Source organism: Acinetobacter sp. YH12021 (assembly GCF_013420145.1).
Lineage (GTDB): Bacteria > Pseudomonadota > Gammaproteobacteria > Pseudomonadales > Moraxellaceae > Acinetobacter > Acinetobacter towneri.
Genome location: NZ_VOYT01000010.1, coordinates 1 through 22,349 on the forward strand (window position 1 = coordinate 1; position 22,349 = coordinate 22,349).

Here is a 22,349-nt window from a genome sequence, read left to right on the forward strand (position 1 = left end):
TGCTCAATCGATTCAAATCCAATCAGTCAATTCAGACTGATCTTGATTTAGTTAACGCTAAACAATAAAATTCAGACCCAATAGCCAACCTGTTAATAACTCATTTGGAACAAAGTAAGGCATTACATGCAAAAGCAGAGTAACTAAGACCCGAACAAGTCCATAAACAGTTGTGCTGGCGACCATAGCAAGAGTGAACCACCTGATCCCTTCCCGAACTCAGAAGTGAAACCTCTTCGCGCTGATGGTAGTGTGGGGTTACCCATGTGAGAGTAAGTCATCGCCAGCTCATTATTCTAAACACCCTCAACTCACGTTGAGGGTGTTTTTTATGCGGGAAAGAAAATATTAAGAAGAATAATCACATTTTATTGTGTTTAAAATAACAATAAACCCATAATTAATAAAATGTTTTAGACTAATGTTGAATTTTTATTTTTTGTGTTTTGTGTGAAAGTTACACAATCTACTTGAATAGCAAAAGTGGACATGGATGACTGATAAAAATGAAAGTCTTCACTGTAAAAATTGCTATTCAAGCTTACTGAAACACAAACTCACAGGAGGTGAGGAATGGCACATCAAGCAATTAACGTGAATGATGTCATCGATCACGCAAAATTCAAACCATTTCATTTCAATGTCGTGGCATGGTGTCTACTGATCATTTTATTTGATGGCTATGACTTGGCAATTAATGGGGTCGTTTTACCCTTATTGATGGATGAGTGGGGCTTGAGTGCTGTTCAGGCGGGGATGCTCGCGAGTACTGCATTGGCAGGTATGATGTTTGGCGCGATGATTTTTGGTTCTTTGGCCGATAAAATTGGTCGTAAGAAAGTCATCATGATCTGTATCGTTCTGTTTAGTGGTTTAACCTTTGCAGGTGGCTTCGCCTCTAATCCAACTGAGTTTGCGATTTTACGTTTCTTGGCGGGTTTAGGCATTGGTGGTGTAATGCCAAACCTTGTGGCCTTAACTTCTGAATATGCACCTAAAACCATGCGTAGCACCTTAGTGACTACTATGTTTAGTGGTTATGCTGTAGGTGGTGTAATGGCAGCCTTACTTGGCTCATGGTTTACCCCAAGTTTTGGCTGGGAAATCATGTTCTTTATTGCAGGTATCCCATTGTTTTTATTGCCTGTGATTTGGAAATTCTTGCCAGAATCTTTAACCTTTATTGTCAAAGAAAATAAGCAAGATCAAGCCCGTCCAATCGTAGCGCGTTTAGCACCAGATTTAAAAATTACCGAAGACACCACTTTTGAATTGTATCAGGTTGGTGTGCCTGAAGCTGCTAACGTGGTGAGCTTGTTCAAACGCGGTCGTGCAGTGAATACTTTATTGTTCTGGTTAGCGTTCTTTACTTGTCTATTAACCATGTATGCACTCAGCAGTTGGTTGCCAAAACTGATGATGGCGGCAGGCTATTCTATGGACAACAGCTTAATGTTCATGATGGTGATGAACGTAGGTGCAGTCGTTGGTATCGTGGGTGGTGGTATTTTAGCAGACCGTATCCACTTAAAACCTGTATTGATGTTCTTGGGAATCATGGGTGCATTGGTGATGAGCCTCATGGGCTTCCAATCTAATCAATTCTTACTTTACATCTTAGTATTCTTGGCGGGTGCAGCATCTATTGGTTCACAAATGTTGTTGTATAGCTATGTGGCACAATATTACCCACTTGCGGTACGCTCAACAGGTATTGGCTGGTCATCTGCCATTGGTCGTATGGGTGCGATTGTGGGTCCAATCTTAATTGGCGGCTTATTGGGTATGAATTTACCTGCACACTTCAACTTTATGGCAGTAGGTTTGCCAGTGCTGATCACTGCAATTGCGGTTGCTTTGATTATGAGTGAAGATGAAGCTGAGCAAATTAAAGCAGGCAAAGCAGTTGCTGCCAAAGCTTAAACTTGTAATGTGCTAAGTTCAAAAGTCCTCAACCTTGTTTGGGGACTTTTTGATTATGGGGCGTGTAAATAGAAAGTGATGATAGATAAAGTTATATACTCAAGACACAGATAAAAAGAAACCCCATCATCCTGACGGGGTTTCTTTGTATTTCGTGTTTAGGTATAACTCCTGTCGTACCTCACGATCCTGGTGCTCAAACCTATTATTGTTGTTTTCTGTTTGGGAAACATCCTGTCTCCTTATGCTTTAAAGAATACCGTAAGCTCAAAATACTGCCTAGCCTCATTTTGCTTCAGTGCATGTAAGCAAAAACTGACAAAGTGATGAATGATACTGACGCTGATTTTGAGCAAACGATAAAATACCGAGCTTATTTTTGTCCATAAACAGGCGTATACTGATTGCGTGATTGGAGTAAATATGTCTGATTTAGCTGCAGCATCTCATGTTCAGTATGGTACTAAGCCGTTTAAAGCCATTCTTTTTTCGTTGTTTCTAGCGGGTTTCGCTTCTTTTTCGACCTTGTACTGTGTGCAACCGATGATGCCTATTTTGGCCGATTTTTTTACGGTTACACCAACCCAAAGTAGTTTCCCGCTGTCATTTTCTACTGTGGCTTTGGCGATAGGTTTGCTTTTCACAGGCTTTATTTCAGATCGTTTTGGGCGTAAACCTATTATGGTTTTGGCTTTATTTTTAGCTGCCATTTTATTAATTCTGAGTGCCTTACTTCCAATCTGGTCATTCTTTTTAACCACACGAATTTTTATTGGCATTGCTGTGAGCGGTGTTGCTGCGGTCGCCATGACCTATATTGGTGAAGAAATTCGACAGCAAGACATTGGTTTTGCCATGGGGCTGTATATTTCGGGTACGGCCATTGGTGGCATGGGTGGACGTTTAATTGCTGGGGTCTTGGTCGATTTTATATCTTGGCAAGCGGCAACCCTAATTATTGGTGGTTTGAATTTACTAATTGCAATCACCTTTTATATGTTACTTCCTGCATCGAAAAATTTTACAGCGTATCCGATTCGCTTCTCGCGGTTCAGAGATGCTTTTGTTGCCAATTTGGCAGATCGTAAATTAAGAATCCTGTTTTTACAGGGCTTTTTGCTGATGGGCTGTTTCGTCAGTATTTTCAACTACATTAGCTATTATTTACTAGCTAAACCATTTGAACTTTCCCAAGTTTGGATTGGGGTGATTTCAATTGCCTATTTGGCGGGTATTTATAGTTCACCGCGTGCGGCAAGCTGGGGCAATCGTATTGGGCGTGAACGAGTATTGCCTATGGTGATTGTCTTGATGTTGATTGCATTGTGGTTGATGTCGATTGCACATTTGGCCGTTGTATTGGCTGCCTTGGTGTTATTTACCTTTGCCTTCTTTGCTGCACATTCTACCGCCAGTAGTTGGGTGTCGATTCAAGCCCTGCAGTATCGTGCAGTGGGATCATCATTATATTTATTTAGTTACTACATGGGTTCGAGTTTGCTCGGTAGTGGTAGCGGTCTGATTTGGGAACAATGGGGCTGGTCTGGTCTGACATGGGTGATGACTGCAGTCTTGGGTGTGGCGCTTTATGGTGCGTGGCGTTTAAAGATTAAACCAACAGCGCTGCGATAAGCATTCAGGATTATTGCTTTAGGCTTATCCCTTTATGCTTTTCTTATTCAGATACCAACTTAGGATATAAAAATAGTTTGCTGATTTTGTGTGTTTTTTAATCAAGCAAGATGAATGGAATTCATGCTAAAATAGTCGGCTTTCATCTTTGATCGACTTTTGATCTTCCACTTCCCAGCCGAGAATTGCAAGCCATGTCTACTGCTTATACTGCTCAGACCGCACCCAAAGCGTTGTTTGATTACGACAAATATTGGGCGTCATGTTTTGAGCCTGCGCCATTTTTGCCGATGTCACGCGAAGAAATGGATCAGCTTGGTTGGGATGCCTGCGATTTTATTTTGGTTTGTGGTGATGCTTATATTGATCATCCCTCTTTTGTATCGGGCGTGATTGGTCGTGTGCTTGAGGCGCAGGGCTTTCGTGTCGGGATCATCGCCCAACCAGACTGGACCAATGTGGAATCTTTTCGGGTACTAGGGAAGCCGACCATTGCTTGGGGTGTTACCGCGGGCAATATGGACTCGATGATCAACCGCTATACCGCAGACCGTAAAATCCGTTCTGATGATGCTTATTCGCCAGACAATCAGCCGAATAAACGTCCTGACCGTGCAGCTACGGTGTACTGTCAGCGTTGTCGTGAAGCCTTTCCAGATGTGCCTGTTTTACTTGGCGGGATTGAAGGCTCGTTGCGTCGTATTGCACATTATGATTATTGGTCGGATAAAGTTCGTCGCTCAATTTTAATGGATTCTAAAGCCGACTTATTGATGTACGGCAATGGCGAGCGTTCGATTATTGAAGTGATGCACCGTTTGGCCAAAGGTGAAAAAATCCACGAAATTACAGATGTACGTGGTACAGCATTTATTATCAATAAACATAACCGTGCGTCTAAATCCAAATTTGTTGAAATTGCATCTAATGATGTAGATAGCGTGGGCCGTGTCGATCCAATCATCAACCCTTATGTGATGACCGAAGATTTAGACGGTTGTGAGATTGAAAAAGATAAGGGCAACAACCTCGCGCAATATCAAAATTTCCAGAAAGATGTAGTCAGCAATCCAATTGTTCGTGAAGGTGATCAGCTAGATGCAGATACCCAGATTGTGCAATTGCACCCTGCTTCAAAAGCAATTAAACACAAATTACCCCCACGTGAATTGGCAGTGATTCGTTTGCCTTCTTTTGAGGAAGTGGCGAATGATCCTGTGCTGTATGCGCATGCTAACCGTATTTTGCATTTAGAAACTAACCCGGGCAATGCGCGTGCTTTGGTGCAAAAGCATGGTGAACGTGATGTGTGGTTGAATGCACCGCCTATTCCGTTGACTACGGAAGAAATGGACTATGTATTCGATTTACCGTATGCACGTTTGCCGCATCCATCTTATGGCAATGCACGTTTCCCTGCTTTTGATATGATCAAGTTTTCGGTCAATATCATGCGTGGTTGTTTTGGTGGCTGTACTTTCTGTTCGATTACCGAACACGAAGGCCGAATTATCCAAAACCGTTCTGAAGAATCCATTTTGCGTGAAGTGGAAAAAATTCGGGATACTGCACCTGGCTTTACTGGCATTATTTCAGACTTGGGTGGCCCGACTGCAAATATGTACCGTTTGCATTGTAAAGACCCTGAAATTGAAAAGAATTGTCGTAAACCTTCCTGTGTATTTCCGGGCGTCTGTCAAAACTTACACACTGATCATGCACCTTTAACTCAGTTGTATCGTAAAGCGCGTGAACTGAAAGGTATTAAAAAAATTCTGATTGGTTCAGGTTTACGTTATGACTTGGCAGTGTTGAACCCTGAATATGTACGTGAATTAGTGACGCATCATGTGGGCGGTTATTTAAAAATTGCACCTGAGCATACCGAAAAAGGCCCATTATCTAAGATGATGAAACCAGGTATTGGTACGTATGACCGTTTTAAACAAATGTTTGATCGTTTCAGTAAAGAGGCGGGCAAAGAGCAATATCTGATTCCGTACTTTATTGCTGCGCACCCAGGAACGACCGATTACGACATGATGAATTTGGCGTTGTGGCTGAAAAAGAATGGTTTCCGTGCCGATCAGGTACAGACTTTCTATCCATCGCCAATGGCGACCGCTTCGACCATGTATTACACAGGTAAAAACCCACTGGCCAAAGTGGCGCGTTATACTGAAAATGTGGATATTGTCAAAGGCGAAAAACGTCGTCGTTTGCATAAAGCTTTCTTACGTTACCATGATCCAAACAACTGGCCGTTGTTGCGTGAAGCCTTAAAAGAAATGGGACGTGCAGATTTAATCGGGAACTCTAAACAGCACCTGATTCCAACCTATCAGCCGCAAGGCACAGATGGACAGTATCAAACGGCACGTAAGAAAAACTCGACTGTCGCGGGTGATTCACAAAAACGTACGGGGCAAAGTGGTAATCGTGCTCAGAACAGTAATCGTCCGAAGAAAGGGCAGATATTGACTCAGCACACAGGTTTGCCGCCACGTGAAACAGGTGAAAAACGTCCATTTTCACACAAAAAATCTAAGCCAAAATCGAAAGCTTAGTACTTGAAGTTAAGATCCATCAAAAGGCGCTGCAGCGCCTTTTTTGTTTGCTTTTCATTTCATCGGAATTGTCCGACAATCGAATCTGTTAAGCATTGCTTTGTTATTTTTTTGCATGCTATACAGTATTCGTATCTAATGATAAAAACACGCTTAGATGCTACAGCACTTAGACAAAAGGCTGGCTTGTGAAACAAAATTTCTGTTTCTATGATGGTTTTGTCAATGTTTCATGTAGTTTCTTAAATGGAACGTTTAAATATAAAAGCGTGTTATATACTGATTTGATGAAAAAATCGGCATGAAGCCGAAACAACTATAAAAAATGATTTTAAGGATTGAATGATGACCATTTATATTTTGATTGGGGTTTTGATACTGATTTTCTTTCTCTTGATGGCGGTTAAGGGCTTGGAAAATAGAGAAAAACCTCAGGACAGTGCACTAAAGCAACGTGCAATTTTTAACTTAAATGAACAGCTGACGTATACACGTTTGCAGGAAATTTTACCTCAACATATCATCTTGGCGCATGTGTCTTTTGATGCCTTGCTGACCACGAAATTTTCACGTACTCGACATAAATACCGCAATATGATGGCCGATTTTGTGGTGTTGGATGCTAATCATCAGGTCGTTGCAATTGTAGCCTTAGATGATTTGTTGATGCTGAAACGTAGCCGCAATGCGCAATACCAAGATGAATTGCTGCGTTTGGCGGGTTATAAAGTGCTGCGTTATGAAGATGTGCCTGAATATCACGAATTGCGTGAAGCTTTTGGGCAGTCACCGTCATCGTATGCAGACTTAGAAGATTTGGATACAGCCTTAAAAAAGTATGATTTTTTAGCGCATTCTGTACGCCATAAAGTGAAGGTATTGGGCTAAACGCTTGCCGCTAAAGTCACTAGATAGACAATATGAATCAGCATGTCGCCATGACATGCTGATTTTTTTGGGTATGTTCCTGATCCAATCACATCTGTTATACGTTGGGTTGCTCTTCAGGTTTGACTGCAACCACAGTCATCTCAACTAAAACGTCAGGATGATATAACTTGGCTTCTACGCAGGTACGCGGTAAAGCTTGTATATCTGCCACCCAAGCATCCCAAACTTGATTCATTGCGGCATAATCGCGCTCAATGTCTTTTAGAAAAATCATTACCGACATGATGTGGCTTTTATCTGTACCCGCATCTGCCAATAAACGATCAATCAGGGCAAGTGTTTGTTGGGTTTGCCCCTCAATATCTTGTTGTGTGTCTTCTGCCAGTTGCCCTGCCAAATGGACTAAATTTCCCGAAATTGCAATTTCAGAATAACGTTTTTGGATATGTAGACGTTGAACAGCCATTGGGTGTGATCCTCGCGCCAAGCGATTGGGTATAAAAAGCGTGAGGTATTATAGAGGCAGGCAAGCACGTGGAAAATATGCAGGCAGCAGTCTACTTAAAATAAAAAGTAGTTGAATGGAAAATACGAGGAAAAGAGAGACGGTGTATCAAAGCGGCGAAGTGCCAAGCGCAGAGTTGTCCTGTAATCTTCGGATTTGATCGTCACGCCAATCACAGGACAAGTATGCCAAAAGTAATGGTGATTTTTGACATCTCAGCGTATGTACGGATAAATACATCGCGCGCATAGATTACTCTAAAAAGCACAACTGTGAAGGGTAAATTGTCTTATTTTTATTCTTTTGGCTGAAATTTATACAAAAATAGCTTTAGTATTCATCGGTAAGCATTGCTTTGGCAGGCTGTCATGCCGTGCTGCGAGTTTATAGCTTTAATATCCGTGATATTTACGAGTCGTGATATTTACAGTAAAGACAGTTGTGCTTGTTCATCGGCAGAGCTGAGTTGATACAGACCGACCCCAATTAAACGGAATTGATCCTGTGCGGGAATATGCATTTCGTGAAGCAAAAGTTGCAGGACTTTTTCAAGATCGTTTTTGCTCTCAAGTGGCTGTTTAAAACTTTTGCTATGTTGTAAGACCTGAAAATTTTTGAGTTTCAATTTGGCCGATACGCCACGTGCAACATATTGTTTTTTCACTAAACTATGCCAAACCTGATCAATCAAGCTAGACCAGTAAGCTGCACATTCGGCTAAGTTTAAGTCATCATCAAAGGTGATTTCTTTGGAAATTTGCTGGCGCTCACGTTCTGCCTGCACAGGACGTTCATCAATCCCTTGGGCAAATAAAAACAGGCGTTTTCCATATTTGCCAAAATGATGAATCAACAGGTTTTCTTCAATGTGTTGCAAATCGCCTAAGGTATTTAAATTCAAGCTTTTTAATTTTTCCTGCGTGACTTTACCTACGCCTGGAATTTTCTTTAAGGGTAAGTCCTGAATAAACTGCTGCACTTGACTGGGTTTAATCACGCAAATGCCATTGGGTTTATGCCAGTCCGAAGCAATTTTGGCTAAAAATTTATTCGGTGCGACACCTGCCGAGGCCGTTAAACCTGTACTTTGAAAAATATCTGCCCGAATCCGCATTGCGACTTCAGTTGCGCTTGGAATACCTTGTAAATTTTCGGTGACATCTAAATAAGCTTCATCTAAAGACAAGGGTTCAATAAGTGGTGTATAACGCTGAAAAATCTGATGAATTTGTGTGGAAACCTCACGATAGAGTGCAAAATTGGGTTCGAGTACCACCACCTGCGGGCAGCGTTTGCGGGCTTGTGCCATCGACATGGCAGAACGTAAACCAAACTCACGCGCAGGATAGGATGCCGCGGCAATCACAGCACGAGGATGATGCGAAGCAATCACCACAGGTAAATGCTGCAATTCAGGACGACTGCGCAGCTCAACAGAGGCATAAAAGGCATCCATATCAATATGAATGATTTTCCGCATGGCACAAACTAGATGAAGCGTTTAGATTTCAACAGTATCGCATGTTTAGGAAGTCGGTTGTAGCATCGGAGCAAGCGGATAAGGTGTGTTGCTATTCAGCAAAATCACCTGTGTCGATTGCTGTTCTGCATAGTCGATCAAACGCTGTAAACTCCGTGGGCTATGGTCGGCAATGCGGGGCAAAAACTCTAAAGGGCGCGCTAAAGGCTGGAAAAAATTATCCCAATGAATTGGAATCACGACACGAGGGCGCAACGTTCCCACAGTTTCATCTAAATAATGCTGTTGAAAAGCAACCGATTGTTTAGAGAGCTGTGCAATCCCTAAAAATAAAGTATCTACCTGCAAGTGTTGTAATTGTTTAGAAATCGCGCCTGTACTGGCTTTGACTAAAATGTTCTGTTCAGGATGCTGAATGTAATAATCAAAACTGCCGCCTTCTTTAAATTCATAAAAACGGGCAGGTAAGGACAATGGTTGTTGAATTTGTTCACCTAAATCATTATTCACAGCGGTGGCAGGGGTATGCTGTGATGGAATAGCCGTAATCTTAAACTTTCCAATCTGTATTGGTTGGGCAGGATTGACAAGGCTTAATCGAGATTCAGGAATTGCGGCACCACGGGCAATGTTCAAACTACTTTCTGAACCGATGATTTGACTGTGTCTGAGTTGCTGCGCCAAAAATGGCAAATCTAGCGTGTGATCATAATGTGAATGGGTGATCAAAATCGCACGTGTGCGTTGTAATTGATGCTGTTGAATCAACTTGTGCAATAAGGCTAGTTGGCTGTCTAACTTGTTCCACATGACTTGTGCAAGAGAGGGGCGACTAAAAAATCCATCAATCAGAATTTGGTTTTCACCATCATCAAACAACAGGGTAGATACGCCAAAATAATGTACTTTTAAGTTGGCATTTGTGGTTTTTACTGGATATTGCCATGCGGAAAATTGTTCTAGTTTGCCTGCGGGGTGTAATAGGTAAAACAGTGCGAATCCTGCACAAATGCTGAGCGTAAGCGCAGCCCAAAGCAGTCCTTTAATAATTTTCATGACGGTACTTTTTTATTGTGATGCGGCTATCTTGTTATTTTTTTCTGGCTCAGTTCAAGTCTTGCGGGTTGAATCGCGTTGTCTGTTAAAAAATGCTGCCATTGTTTGGTATTGCCATAAAAAACATTTAGGTCGACTGGGGTGTGAATACCTTTTATTTGACCCTGATTGGTATGTTGCCAAAACAACCATTTTGGCTGACCTGCCAGTTGTGGTTTACCCTGATATTCTCTGACCCAAAGGGGTGTTTGCTTGAAACTTTCAGTCAACACCATATTGTAAAAGGCTTTGGATACATAAAAAATCGGTTGTTTTTCATAATGTTGATATAGCATATCATGCATGATTTGAATTTCGCGCAGTAACTGTTCTTTGCTATAGGTATTGATGCAGTTGCTGTCATACTCCAAGTCAATTACAGGTGGCAAACTGTCGGATTTTTTTGGAACAGTCGCAATAAAGTTTTCTGCCTGAATTGCTCCATCACGGCATAAGCGATAAAAATGATAGGCGCCGACCAAAAAGCCATGTTCACGGGCTTTGAGCCAGTTATCCTGAAATTTACGGTCTTTAAAATCGCCCCCTTCGGTGGCTTTTAAATAGACAAAGGCATATTTTTGTGGGGAAATTTTATGCCACTGAACATCGCCTTGATGATGTGACACGTCAAATCCTTGAATCGGATATTCTTCGGTTGCCGCAGGTTGTTGGCGCAACACACCCAAATACAATAAAACCGCCAAAACAGCACTGCCAAGTATCGCAATGGTCATACGATAGTGCGGTGTAAAAGCTGAGTTTTTAGCTTGATTGGACGGTTTGCGCATGTTGAAAAAGCTTCGCGGAGCAAAGTCATATCATAACGTGCAGTGCGGTGTAGCACCATGCGCTTTCGGTAATGGCGTTTTAAACAGCCGTGTGTTTGGGGATATTCCAAAACACTAAAAATGCCAAAATATTTAATACACCCAAACAAATTAAAGTGGCATGAAAGGCACTGACTAACTGTCCTGCGCCGTAATAGGCACTAAACATATTCACCAAAGTACCTGCCAATGCCACGCCAATACTCATCGACAGCATCATAATCATGGATAAAAAACTATTGCCGCTGCTGGCATCTTGTTGAGGTAAATCTTTGAGCGTAAAGGTATTCATAGCTACAAATTGCAATGAATTAAGCACCCCAAATATAAAAAAATGCAAGGCACGTAACCAAGTCGCAGTTTCAGCAGTGGTCAGCGCAAAACTAGCAATACACGCCCCGACCAATAACGTATTGGTCAGTAAAAACTGCCGATAGCCAAAACGTTGAATTAAAGGTCGAATAATTGGTTTAGATACCAAAGAACCGAGCACAGTCGGAATCATCATCAAACCCGTGAGAAACGGTTCAAAACCAAAAGCCACCTGTAGCATGATTGGCATGATAAAAGGCATGGCATTGCCCCCGAAGCGGGCAAAAAAGTTACCTAAAATACCAATCGCATATAAGCGATTTTTAAATAAATCGCTGCGGAATAAGGCATTTTGATGAGTATGGGCATGGCGGGCATAGCATGCTGCGGCAATACCGCCAGCCAAGATTAACGCTAAATTCCAAAGCAGATTATGTTGTGGGTTGGCAAAATTTTCGATGCCTAAAGATAAGCCCGCCATCGCCACAACTAATAGGATAAACCCGAGAAAATCAAAGTTTTTAACTTCAGTTTCAGTCACATTTGGCATGGCTTTGATACAAATCCAACAGCCCAAGATGCCCATCGGAATATTGATCAGGAAAATCCAGTGCCACGTGGCGACTTCGACCAACCAACCGCCCAGCGTTGGGCCAATTAAGGGGCCAATCAACCCTGCCAGACTCATCAGGCTCATGGCAGATAAAAACTGAGTGCGTGGAATAATTTTGAGCATCGCCAAGCGCCCGACAGGCAAGAGCAATGCGCCACCAATACCTTGAATCACCCGATAAAACAGTAATTCATTCAGACTCGCTGCTGCAGCACAACCCAAAGAGGCAAGGGTAAAAATGATAATCGCTGCAAAATAGGTATTGCGTACCCCAAAACGATCTGCCAACCATCCACTTAATGGAATACACGCTGCCACCGAGAGCACATACGCCACCACAACACTGTGCATCCGCAGCGGGTCTTCCTGCAGGCTATGCGCCATTGCAGGGATTGCTGTATTCACAATGGTAGTGTCGAGCGCCTGCATAAAAAAGCCAATTGAAACCAGAAATACCAAAAGACGGTATTCAGGATGCAGGGCTTGATGGGTCGGTGTTTGGTTCATAACTCGGCAAAATGGACATTTGGTCTAGTTTAAACCATTTTGCAATCTAGCGGACTGCATCTATAAAAACATGAAAAGTGTTTAAAAATTCAAGGAAATGCAATGAAATTGTCATCTATTTGTCACCGATTATTCACTTTGAGTTTGTAAGTTGGGTGCATTTAGAAAAATGATGAGTAATTTATGAAAACGCAAATTTCTGCATTAATGTTGGCTTTATTGTCTGTGGGGATGGTGGGATGTAATGATAATAATGATCCTATTCCTGTAAAAGAAGAAGTTGTTGAAGCAACACCTACAACAATTAGTTTGCGGCGTTTAGGGGAATACGATGCACAAGTTTTTGGTGCGAGTGCTGCGGAAATTTCTGCTTATGATGCTGAAAGTAAACGTTTATTTGTAGTCAATGCGAAAAATGGCGTGGTCGATGTACTGGATTTAAGCAACCCAAGTGCACCTGTTAAGCTGAACAGCTTGGATGCCAAGACTCATTTGGCGAATTCTGAAGTCAATAGTGTTGCGGTACATCAAGGTATTGTCGCTTTAGCTGTTCAGGCAACACCTAAAACTGATAAAGGCATCGTGGCATTTTTTAAAGCCAAAGACCTGAGCTTTATCAGCAAAGTTGAAGTCGGTGCATTGCCTGATATGTTGACTTTTACTCCAGATGGCAAAAAAGTCTTGGTTGCCAATGAAGGTGAGCCAAATGAAGGTTATAAGATTGATCCAGAAGGTTCAATCAGTATTATTAATTTGACGGATATTGCTAAGCCTACGGTAAGAACTGCAGATTTTCAGGCATGGAATACACGTAAGCAGGAATTATTAGATGCGGGCGTGCGTATCTTTGGTCCAAATGCGACTGTTGCGCAAGATTTAGAACCTGAATATATCGCTGTGAGTGATGATGGTAAAACTGCTTGGGCAAGCTTACAAGAAAATAATGCGATTGCTGTGATTGATTTGATTCAAGACCAAGTGGTCGATATTTTCCCATTGGGTTATAAAGACTTTGGTTTAGCTGAAAATGCTTTAGATGCTGGTGATCGTGATTGTGTTGTGGGTAAACAAGACTATAACGGTAAAACGATTACAGCCTGTGCTAAAAATGAGGGGATGATTAATATTCAAGCTTGGCCAGGCTTATATGGCATGTATATGCCAGATGCAATTGCGCAATATCAAGCCAATGGACAAAGCTACTTGGTCACTGCCAATGAAGGTGATGCGCGTGAATGGTTGGTTGATGAAGACTTATATTTTGGTACGGATGAAATAACTCAGGGTTATGCAGAAGAAATTCGTGTTAAACACTTATTCAATAATAAAGGCTTCAGTACCAATGGCGATTATGCAGCGCATTTACGTCTATTAAAGTCAGGGGTTAAAGGCGCAAAGCTTGATTCAAACGTATTTAAAGCATGTACCACTACAGATGCCAATGAAGTTTGTGCAGATAATTTAATTAAAGATTCACAATTGGGTCGTTTGACGATTACTTGGACGCAAGGTTACAAGAAAGATACAAATGGTGAGCCTGTGCTAGACAGCGATGGTTTCATGACCTATGACAAACTATATGCTTATGGTGGCCGCTCGTTCAGTATTGTAGATCCTAAAACCAAAAAAATTGTTTGGGACTCAAAAAATGACTTTGAACGTAAAGCTGCTGAATTATTTCCAGAATACTTTAATACCAATCATGAAAAATTAAGTATAGATGATCGTAGTGACAATAAAGGCCCTGAGCCTGAAGGCATTGCTTTAGGTAAAATTGGTCAAAAAACTTTTGCCTTTATTGGGTTGGAGCGTATGGGTGGCATTATGGTGTACGACATTACCCAACCGACACAAGCATCTTTTGTTGAGTATTTTAATGATCGTAAGTTTGGTGAAACCCGTACATCTTTCGATGCAGAAGGTAATGAGGTTACCGTTGAAAATTCAAATCTCGGTCCCGAAGGTTTGATCTTTATTGCAGCCAAAGACTCGCCTAACGGCAAGCCACTGTTAGTTGTGGGTAATGAAGTCAGTGGAACTACTGCTGTGTACCAAATCAAGTTTAACTAACAGCATTGCAAAATTAGAAATCTATTAAAGAGGGCACTTTGGTGTTCTCTTTTTTGTGCTGTAAAAACCAATGAACAGTGAATTAAAAAAAGAGAGTCACCGACTCGCTTTCACTTTCATTTTTATTGCTATTTCATGTAGCTAAAAAAGTTCAACCCACAAAATGACGTGGAGAATCCAAATTCTTCAAGGCATTAATAATTTTATGGGAGTGGTTACACACGATCAGTTTAGCGCGGTGCTGTGGTGGTAAAAAACCTTCGTGCACCGCATGATCTAACTGCTGAATCAGCGCATCATAAAAGCCATTTACATTATATAAAATCATCGGTTTTTGGTGCTGATTCAATTGCCCCCAAGTGGCAATTTCCAAAATCTCTTCAAAAGTACCCAAGCCACCTGGTAACGCCACAAAGGCACTGGCACGATCTGCCATCATCGCCTTACGCTCATGCATGCTTTTTACTACGTGTAATTCGGTTAAATTACTGTGGGCAATTTCATAATCCAGCATAAATTCAGGAATTACTCCCACCGCTTGCCCACCATGTTGCACAACGGTGTCAGCAACCAAACCCATTAATCCAATACTCGCGCCGCCGTAGACCATACCAAAGCCTTGCTCGGCCAGTTTTCTTGCCAGTTGTACTGCTTTTTCCTGATAAATCGGGTTATTGCCAGAGCGCGAACCACAGTACAGTGCCACCAAAGGTTGAGAGGTTTGAGGAGATGGATTATTGATATATTGGGTCATTCTTAATTCGCTATTCATTTATTTTCTTCACCATAGCATGTTCTTTTTGTTGGCTCTAGCTTAGTGCTCAAATATGACAAACCCGTCAGTATGCAGTGTTCAATTTGCAAAGATTTGTGAAAGTGCTGCATTGACGTGGATGATGTCGCAAAAAGGGGATGAATCTGAGCGCAAACTTTCCTATACTCAAAGCTTGTCTGACAACTATAGAATCGTCATGGACAGTGGCAGTAGTCGCACCGAACGAATATTTTTAAATTACATGCTGTGCCAACCAGAGCAAGCAAACTTATCTTTTCAGTGTCATCGCCGTGTGGCACGTTTGACCCATGATATTCAGGAGAAGAGTGCATGATCTTTGAATGGATGTCTGACCCCGCTGCGTGGGTTGGGTTATTGACCCTGATCGTACTCGAAATTGTATTAGGCATTGATAACTTGGTGTTTATTGCCATTTTGGCAGAAAAGTTACCGCCAGAGCAACGCAATACGGCACGGGTGGTGGGCTTGCTTCTCGCCTTGGGGATGCGCCTGATTTTACTCGCCTCTATCGCGTGGGTCGTCACTCTGACCCAACCACTGTTTCATATTTTTGAACATCCTTTCTCTGGACGTGACCTGATTTTACTGTTTGGTGGTGTGTTCCTGTTGTTTAAAGGCACCATGGAACTGCGCGAACGCATTGAAGGCAAACCAGCACTAAAAGAAGAAAACCCTGTGCACGCGACTTTCTGGATGGTGATTGTGCAGATTGTGGTGCTAGATGCGGTGTTCTCACTCGACAGCGTGATTACCGCTGTGGGCATGGTGCAGCATTTATCGGTCATGATGATTGCAGTGATTATCGCCATTGGCATTATGTTGTGGGCCTCTAAAGCGCTCATGGACTTTGTCAATAAGCATCCTACCGTGGTGATTCTATGCCTGTGCTTCCTGATGATGATTGGTTTCTCATTGGTGGTGGAAGGCTTTGGCTATCACATTCCAAAAGGCTATTTATATGCCGCCATCGGCTTCTCGGTGATGATTGAATTCCTGAACCAAACCATCCGCAGAAATCAGGAAAAAACCGTGACCACCACCGATTTACGCTACCGTACTGCTTCGGCTGTGATGCGGATGTTAGGTGGCAAAAGTCAAAATACGACAGAAAGCAGTCATATCAACGAAGATGTTTTGGCTACCCGTGCCTTTGCTGATGAAGTCTTTGACGAAGAAAATGGGGTCTATCATAGTGTGATGGTGCAAGGGGTATTGGGTCTATCTGAACGTCCTGTAAAGTCGGTCATGACGCCACGCCCTGAACTCGAATGGATTGATTTAGACGAAGATGAAGCCTCAATTCGCAGCCAGTTATTAAGCATGACCCATTCACGGGTGATTGTGGCACGTGGTGAATTAGACAATATTTCGGGTATTGTCTTAACCCACAAAGTTATGAATCAATACATTGAAACAGGGGTGCTGGATTTTGAAACACATTTGCGTGAACCTGTGATTGTGCATGAAAATGCCCAAGTCTTGATGGTGATGGAGCAATTGCGTCAAGCACCGCTGCAAATGGCAATTGTGTTGAACGAATACGGCTCGATTGAAGGCGTTGCCACACCTATTGATATTTTGGAAGCAATTGCGGGCGAATTCCCTGATGAAGATGCACTCGAAGCCAGTGCTGAAAGTTTGGAAGATGGCACATTATTGCTAGATGGCTCTATCGACATTCGCCACGTATCTTTGTTATTAGGTCGTGATTTGGTGGATGAAAGCGAGCAATATTCAACTTTATCTGGTTATATTTTATTCCATTTGGGACGTTTGCCTGAAAACGGTGAAAAGCTGCTTTCCGATGGTTATGTTTTTGAAATTGTGACCATGGATGGACATAAAATTGAAAAAGTGCATTTGATTCAGCAGGAATCTTCAAGCGCATCATAAACTGAACGCCAAACTGCATTTCAGTCTTGTGCTTCCGCTAAAATAGCCTGCATTGTCAGGCTGTTTTGGGGCTGTTGCCATTGCAAATATAGACGAAGTGTCAACAGACCCTATTATTGATTTAAATTTCTGGAATTTTCTATGCATCACTTGGCATGTCCGTGCGGGCAGGGCGATTATCAACACTGCTGCCAACCTTTACACGTGGGGCAGGCACATGCAGAAACTGCGAGCCAACTCATGCGTTCACGCTATAGTGCTTTTGCTTTGCAACAAATTGATTATATTGTGCAAACTACTGCGCTAGGACAACAGGCAAGTCTGAATGTTGACGCAATTACAGATTGGAGCAAGTCGAATCAATGGTTAAAGCTCGAAGTGCTGAATAGCAATGAAAAGTTAGATAAAAGCCATGCCCAAGTTGAATTTAAAGCCCATTACCATGATGCTAAGCAGGCGCAAATTCACCATGAAATTTCCCATTTTGTGCAACATCAGGCACGCTGGTATTTTCTAGATCCGACCACAGGGCAACAGCCGACCATGAAACAGCCGTGTATTTGTGGTTCGGGTAAAAAATTTAAGCAATGTTGTGCGCAATTTTTATAACTTTATCTTGGTTTTTCGCTTATTATAACGCGCATCTATTGGCCTAGTGAAAGAAGGGCAAGTCCATGTTGTTGTTGGTCATTTACTTAATCGCGATTACCGCAGAAGCGATGACAGGCGCATTGTCTGCAGGGCGTCGCAGCATGGACTGGTTTGGTGTCACCTTAATTGCCTGTGTCACCGCATTGGGCGGTGGTTCGGTGCGAGATGTATTGTTGGGGCATTATCCGCTGACTTGGGTCAAACATCCTGAATATTTGGTGCTGACCTGTATTGCAGCTTTTATCACCATTTTAATTGCCAAATGGATGCGTCATTTACGTTCCATTTTCTTGGTGCTCGATGCTTTAGGCTTAATTGGCTTCACTATTATTGGTTGTCAAATTGCTTTGGAAATGGGGCATGGCTTTGTGGTGTCTGCCGTTGCAGGCGTCTTAACAGGTGTGTCAGGTGGGATTCTGCGTGATATTCTGTGTAACGATGTGCCTTTAGTGTTCCGCCGTGAGCTATATGCCAGTATTTCTTTTGTGTCCGTGATTTGCTATTGGTTGTGTATCGAAATCGGTTTGTCGCTTGAATTGACCGTGATCTCAACACTTGTTTTTGGTTTTACTTTGCGTTTGATTGCGATTTATTTTGGCTTAGAAATGCCTAAATTTATTTATCAGGACGATGATGAACATTCAGCATCCTCTAAAGATGAAACCTAATTGGTTATAAGAATTGTATTGAATATCTAAATAGAAGCGAACCGATCACCAGATCGGTTTTTTAATGCTATCCACATCCTGTCAATTCATAGTATAAAAATACAACAGCAGTTGTGTTTTAGCCCATATCCTTTTAGCCAACTTAAAGAGTGTGTTATGGATTTAGTTTCGCGTGTGCAACGTCTACCCATTGGAAAATTCCACTATAGCCTACTGGTGGTGATTGGTCTGGGCTGGATGTTTGATGCCATGGATACAGGACTGATCTCCTTTATTTTGGCAAAAATGGCAGAAGACTGGAGCATGACCCCTGCCGAAAAAGGCATGGTGGTGTCGATTGGTTTTGTCGGAATGGCCATTGGGGCAGTCTTTTCAGGTGGTCTGGCCGATAAAATTGGACGTAAAACTGTATTTGCCACCACCTTGGTGATTTACAGTCTAGCTACTGCCGCTTGTGCCTTTGCACCGAATTTAACTTGGTTACTGGTCTTTCGCTTTATTGTCGGTTTAGGTTTGGGTGGGCAGCTTCCCGTAGCGGTGACGTTGGTCAGTGAATACATTCCTGCGCATGTGCGTGGGCGCTTTATTGTATTGCTGGAAAGTTTTTGGGGCTTGGGGTGGTTATGTGCGGCATTGGTTTCTTATTTTGTGATTCCAAAATTTGATTGGCATACAGCATTTTTAATCGGTGGTTTGCCTGCCTTATATGCCTTGGTTATCTGGAAAAAAGTCCCTGAATCTATCCCATATCTGATCAATCGTGGTCGCATTGCCGAAGCACACGCACTGGTACAAAAGTTTGAGCGTCAATGTGGAGTTGAGGTCATTGAACAGATTGAAGTTCAGCCTGTTGCCGCCAAACAGCATATTTCTTTTACTCAATTGTGGTCGGGACCATTTGCACGTCGTAGTTTAATGCTGTGGCTGATTTGGTTTGGCATTGTCTATTCCTATTATGGCATTTTCACTTGGTTGCCTAGTCTGTTGGTGCAGCAAGGCTACAGCATCGTACAGTCATTTGAATATGTGTTGGGCATGATTTTGGCGCAATTGCCCGGTTATATTGCAGCTGCTTGGCTGGTCGAAAAATTAGGGCGCAAAGCAACACTAGCTGGTTTTATTGGCATGTGTGCCGTATCGGCTTATTTCTTTGGTCAGGCCGACAGTGTAGCGATGATCATGTTCTGGGGTTGTTTGATGTCGTTCTTCAACTTGGGCGCATGGGGTGTGCTATACACTTATACTCCTGAACAATATCCAACCAATATTCGTGCTTTTGGTTCAGGTTGGGCCTCGGCCATTGGACGCATGGGTGGTATTGTCGCTCCAATGGTGGTCACGCACATGATGGTTATGCAAAATGGCTTTAGTTATGTCTTTATGATGTTTACAGCGGTTTTATTGGCCGTTGCCTTGGTGATTGTGGTGTTGGGTGAAGAAACCAAAGGCAGAACTTTAGAGTCGATAGGTTTGTAAAATAACCACCAGCCATCGTATATTTTGCATTGCTGTTTTTTATAAAATGAATATTTTTACGGCATAAGACACAAATTGTCGCAGAGCATCCTTACTAGCCCTTGTGCAGGATGCTGCTGCGGCATAGCATAAGCCGATTGATACAAAAACAAATGATTTAGGACGACAGGTTTTATGACAAGCCTTGCGCATCATGCAACAGAAAACCGTTCCGTAGCAGAATTTACTGAACGTGCATACCTTAACTATGCCATGTACGTGATTATGGATCGTGCATTACCCCATATCAGCGATGGTTTGAAACCTGTACAGCGCCGTATTGTGTACGCCATGAGTGAGCTTGGGCTCAAGCACAGTGGCAAACCGAAAAAATCGGCCCGTACCGTGGGGGATGTATTGGGTAAATACCATCCACATGGTGATTATGCTTGTTATGAAGCCATGGTGTTGATGGCGCAGCCGTTCAGTTATCGTTACCCATTTATTGAAGGGCAGGGCAACTGGGGGTCACCCGATGATCCTAAATCCTTTGCCGCCATGCGTTATACCGAAGCCAAACTATCGCAATATAGTGAAGTACTTTTGGCGGAATTGGGGCAAGGTACTTGTGATTGGCAAGATAACTTTGATGGCTCATTAAAAGAACCTGTCAATTTGCCTGCGCGTGTACCGAATATTTTGCTTAACGGCACCACAGGTATTGCCGTGGGGATGGCGACCGATATTCCACCGCATAACTTGCGTGAAGTGGTGAAAGGCACAATTGCCCTGATTCGCAACCCAAATTTAACCGATGAAAAAGTCGCAGAATATATTCCTGCACCAGATTTACCTACCAAAGCTGAAATTATTACCCCGCCTGAAGAATTGCTGAAAATGCAAAGTACAGGTCGTGGTAGTTACCGTATGCGTGCGGTGTACAGCATCGAAAAAAATGAAATCGTAATTACCGAATTGCCGTATCAGGTTTCGGGTTCAAAAATCATTACCCAAATTGCCGATCAAATGCAGGCGAAAAAACTGCCGTTGGTGAGCGATGTGCGTGATGAATCCGACCATCAAAACCCAACCCGTTTGGTGATTGTACTGCGTTCCAACCGTATTGATGCCGAAGCGGTGATGAGTCACTTGTTTGCCACGACCGATTTAGAATCGAGCTATCGTGTCAATATGAACATGATTGGCGCAGATGGTCGTCCGCAGGTGAAATCGATTCGTCGTATTTTGCTGGAATGGATTGAGATTCGAAAAAATACCGTCACACGCCGTTTGCAATATCATCTCAATAAAATCGAAAAGCGATTGCACATTTTGGCAGGTTTGCTGATTGCCTATTTAGATATTGATACCGTGATTCGGATTATTCGTGAAGAAGATCATCCTAAAGCCGAGTTGATGGCGCATTTTGGTATTGATGAAATTCAGGCTGAAGCCATTTTGGAATTAAAGCTGCGTCATTTGGCTAAGCTTGAAGAAATGGAAATTCGCCGTGAACAAGAAGAATTAGAAGCACGTGCTGCCATTATTCGTGAACAATTGGCGAATCCTGAATCATTGAAAAATTTAATTATCAGTGAGTTGAAAGAAGACGCGAAAAAGTTTGGTGATGATCGTCGTTCACCAATTGTATTGCGTGCCGAAGCGACTGCGATTAATGAACAAGATATGCTACCTGCCGACCCTGTAACGGTGGTGTTGTCTGAAGCAGGCTGGATTCGTTGTGCCAAAGGGCATGAGGTCGATGCGGAAAATCTAAACTTCCGTGCGGGTGATCAATATCTCAGTCATGCGCAAGGCAAGTCTAATCAGCGCGTTTATATTTTAGATGATACGGGACGCAGTTATGCGTTGCCAATTAATAGCTTGCCTTCGGCACGTGGCTTGGGAGAACCATTAAGTTCAAAACTCGCTCCTGCCAGTGGCGTTGGCTTTAAACAATTGCTGATTGCCGATGATGAAGCTGAAATTTTAGCAGCCAGCAGTAAAGGTTATGGTTTTAAAACACAGGCCAAACAGCTAGATACCAATGCCAAAGCAGGTAAAGCATTCCTGTCTTTGCCTGAACAATCGACAGTGATGAACTTGCAAATGATTGAACACGCGAGTCATGTTGCACTGCTCAGTTCAGCAGGGCGTTTACTGGTGATTGAACTGTCAGAATTGCCAATTTTGAACAAAGGTAAAGGTAATAAATTGATACAACTTGAAGAAAAAGATCAGTTGGTGTCTATGTTACCTTTAAGTTTAGATGAAGCAATTCAAGTATTTGCAGGACAGCAACAACTCAAACTCAAAGGCGACGATTTACTGAAGTATGTGGCGAAGCGCGGCACGAAAGGTCAGCTCTTACCACGCGGTTACCAAAAAGCAAATAAACTGTTAATTCAAAGATAATACTAGCGTTTTTTAAGCAAAATACGTTATATATGGTTTATATTCGTGA

General features: G+C 42.5%; 17 protein-coding genes and 1 rRNA gene. 12 read left to right on the forward strand and 6 right to left on the reverse strand.

All coding sequences use genetic code 11. The annotated features are described in order from the left end of the window. The first annotated feature begins 174 nt into the window (after positions 1-174). The 5 genes from rrf (at position 175) to FTT91_RS09145 (ending at position 7,010) form a co-directional block, all read left to right on the forward strand. Positions 175-289: ribosomal RNA gene (rrf, locus tag FTT91_RS09125) — 5S ribosomal RNA — on the forward strand. A 284-nt stretch (positions 290-573) separates the two neighbouring features. Next, positions 574-1,923 (forward strand): MFS transporter, encoded by a 1,350-nt coding sequence (locus FTT91_RS09130; protein ID WP_180169294.1) that lies wholly within the window; start codon positions 574-576, stop codon positions 1,921-1,923. 423 nt (positions 1,924-2,346) lie between these two features. Continuing rightward, complete coding sequence (locus tag FTT91_RS09135; RefSeq protein ID WP_179997338.1) at positions 2,347-3,555, forward strand: MFS transporter; 1,209 nt, start codon at positions 2,347-2,349, stop codon at positions 3,553-3,555. Between the two features lie 194 nt (positions 3,556-3,749). Then, positions 3,750-6,122: a YgiQ family radical SAM protein gene (locus FTT91_RS09140; protein ID WP_180169295.1), complete on the forward strand. Its 2,373-nt coding sequence runs from the start codon at positions 3,750-3,752 to the stop codon at positions 6,120-6,122. Positions 6,123-6,467: 345 nt separating this feature from the next. Continuing rightward, a complete protein-coding gene (locus FTT91_RS09145; RefSeq protein WP_179991331.1) occupies positions 6,468-7,010 on the forward strand; it encodes a DUF2726 domain-containing protein in 543 nt (180 codons plus the stop codon). A 97-nt stretch (positions 7,011-7,107) separates the two neighbouring features. Here FTT91_RS09145 and FTT91_RS09150 read toward each other — a convergent pair whose 3' ends face one another. From FTT91_RS09150 to mdtD, 5 genes are all read right to left on the reverse strand, one after another. Beyond that, a complete protein-coding gene (locus FTT91_RS09150; protein WP_180169296.1) occupies positions 7,108-7,479 on the reverse strand; it encodes a RidA family protein in 372 nt (123 codons plus the stop codon). Between the two features lie 463 nt (positions 7,480-7,942). Next, complete coding sequence (gene dinB, locus FTT91_RS09155; protein ID WP_154321163.1) at positions 7,943-8,998, reverse strand: DNA polymerase IV; 1,056 nt, start codon at positions 8,996-8,998, stop codon at positions 7,943-7,945. 45 nt (positions 8,999-9,043) lie between these two features. Beyond that, on the reverse strand, positions 9,044-10,054 hold the full coding sequence (locus FTT91_RS09160; RefSeq protein WP_180169297.1) for an MBL fold metallo-hydrolase: 1,011 nt from the start codon (positions 10,052-10,054) through the stop codon (positions 9,044-9,046). 26 nt (positions 10,055-10,080) lie between these two features. Continuing rightward, complete coding sequence (locus FTT91_RS09165) at positions 10,081-10,881, reverse strand: GH25 family lysozyme (RefSeq protein WP_180169298.1); 801 nt, start codon at positions 10,879-10,881, stop codon at positions 10,081-10,083. A 79-nt stretch (positions 10,882-10,960) separates the two neighbouring features. Then, positions 10,961-12,352, reverse strand: coding sequence for a multidrug transporter subunit MdtD (gene mdtD, locus FTT91_RS09170; RefSeq protein ID WP_180169299.1), 1,392 nt, complete (start codon positions 12,350-12,352; stop codon positions 10,961-10,963). Between the two features lie 183 nt (positions 12,353-12,535). On the opposite strand from mdtD, the gene FTT91_RS09175 reads away from it, so the two are divergent. Next, the gene (locus tag FTT91_RS09175) at positions 12,536-14,422 is read left to right on the forward strand and encodes a choice-of-anchor I family protein (protein ID WP_180169300.1); all 1,887 of its coding nucleotides are present in this window, start codon (positions 12,536-12,538) and stop codon (positions 14,420-14,422) included. Positions 14,423-14,573: 151 nt separating this feature from the next. Here FTT91_RS09175 and FTT91_RS09180 read toward each other — a convergent pair whose 3' ends face one another. Further along, a complete protein-coding gene (locus tag FTT91_RS09180; RefSeq protein WP_096902251.1) occupies positions 14,574-15,194 on the reverse strand; it encodes a TIGR00730 family Rossman fold protein in 621 nt (206 codons plus the stop codon). 121 nt (positions 15,195-15,315) lie between these two features. Between FTT91_RS09180 and FTT91_RS09185 the strand changes: the two genes are divergently transcribed. From FTT91_RS09185 to parC, 6 genes are all read left to right on the forward strand, one after another. Further along, on the forward strand, positions 15,316-15,531 hold the full coding sequence (locus tag FTT91_RS09185) for a hypothetical protein (RefSeq protein ID WP_143228680.1): 216 nt from the start codon (positions 15,316-15,318) through the stop codon (positions 15,529-15,531). Beyond that, on the forward strand, positions 15,528-17,111 hold the full coding sequence (locus tag FTT91_RS09190; RefSeq protein ID WP_180169301.1) for a TerC family protein: 1,584 nt from the start codon (positions 15,528-15,530) through the stop codon (positions 17,109-17,111). Before FTT91_RS09185 ends, FTT91_RS09190 begins: the two co-directional genes overlap by 4 nt. A 141-nt stretch (positions 17,112-17,252) precedes the next feature. Next, positions 17,253-17,720, forward strand: coding sequence for a YchJ family protein (locus tag FTT91_RS09195; protein WP_180169302.1), 468 nt, complete (start codon positions 17,253-17,255; stop codon positions 17,718-17,720). A gap of 65 nt (positions 17,721-17,785) precedes the next feature. Then, complete coding sequence (locus tag FTT91_RS09200) at positions 17,786-18,430, forward strand: trimeric intracellular cation channel family protein (RefSeq protein WP_004975638.1); 645 nt, start codon at positions 17,786-17,788, stop codon at positions 18,428-18,430. A 156-nt stretch (positions 18,431-18,586) separates the two neighbouring features. Then, positions 18,587-19,906: an MFS transporter gene (locus FTT91_RS09205; RefSeq protein WP_180062047.1), complete on the forward strand. Its 1,320-nt coding sequence runs from the start codon at positions 18,587-18,589 to the stop codon at positions 19,904-19,906. Positions 19,907-20,080: 174 nt separating this feature from the next. Beyond that, positions 20,081-22,300, forward strand: a complete 2,220-nt coding sequence (parC, locus tag FTT91_RS09210; protein WP_154321156.1) for a DNA topoisomerase IV subunit A — start codon at positions 20,081-20,083, stop codon at positions 22,298-22,300. Positions 22,301-22,349 lie beyond the last annotated feature (49 nt).

Bases quoted from the DNA above. Each gene is read 5' to 3' on its own strand.
- FTT91_RS09130 (WP_180169294.1), top strand. From the start codon at position 574: ATGGCACATCAAGCAATTAACGTGAATGATGTCATCGATCACGCAAAA.
- FTT91_RS09135 (WP_179997338.1), top strand. From the start codon at position 2,347: ATGTCTGATTTAGCTGCAGCATCTCATGTTCAGTATGGTACTAAGCCG.
- FTT91_RS09140 (WP_180169295.1), top strand. From the start codon at position 3,750: ATGTCTACTGCTTATACTGCTCAGACCGCACCCAAAGCGTTGTTTGAT.
- FTT91_RS09145 (WP_179991331.1), top strand. From the start codon at position 6,468: ATGACCATTTATATTTTGATTGGGGTTTTGATACTGATTTTCTTTCTC.
- FTT91_RS09150 (WP_180169296.1), bottom strand. From the start codon at position 7,479: ATGGCTGTTCAACGTCTACATATCCAAAAACGTTATTCTGAAATTGCA.
- dinB (WP_154321163.1), bottom strand. From the start codon at position 8,998: ATGCGGAAAATCATTCATATTGATATGGATGCCTTTTATGCCTCTGTT.
- FTT91_RS09160 (WP_180169297.1), bottom strand. From the start codon at position 10,054: ATGAAAATTATTAAAGGACTGCTTTGGGCTGCGCTTACGCTCAGCATT.
- FTT91_RS09165 (WP_180169298.1), bottom strand. From the start codon at position 10,881: ATGCGCAAACCGTCCAATCAAGCTAAAAACTCAGCTTTTACACCGCAC.
- mdtD (WP_180169299.1), bottom strand. From the start codon at position 12,352: ATGAACCAAACACCGACCCATCAAGCCCTGCATCCTGAATACCGTCTT.
- FTT91_RS09175 (WP_180169300.1), top strand. From the start codon at position 12,536: ATGAAAACGCAAATTTCTGCATTAATGTTGGCTTTATTGTCTGTGGGG.
- FTT91_RS09180 (WP_096902251.1), bottom strand. From the start codon at position 15,194: ATGAATAGCGAATTAAGAATGACCCAATATATCAATAATCCATCTCCT.
- FTT91_RS09185 (WP_143228680.1), top strand. From the start codon at position 15,316: ATGATGTCGCAAAAAGGGGATGAATCTGAGCGCAAACTTTCCTATACT.
- FTT91_RS09190 (WP_180169301.1), top strand. From the start codon at position 15,528: ATGATCTTTGAATGGATGTCTGACCCCGCTGCGTGGGTTGGGTTATTG.
- FTT91_RS09195 (WP_180169302.1), top strand. From the start codon at position 17,253: ATGCATCACTTGGCATGTCCGTGCGGGCAGGGCGATTATCAACACTGC.
- FTT91_RS09200 (WP_004975638.1), top strand. From the start codon at position 17,786: ATGTTGTTGTTGGTCATTTACTTAATCGCGATTACCGCAGAAGCGATG.
- FTT91_RS09205 (WP_180062047.1), top strand. From the start codon at position 18,587: ATGGATTTAGTTTCGCGTGTGCAACGTCTACCCATTGGAAAATTCCAC.
- parC (WP_154321156.1), top strand. From the start codon at position 20,081: ATGACAAGCCTTGCGCATCATGCAACAGAAAACCGTTCCGTAGCAGAA.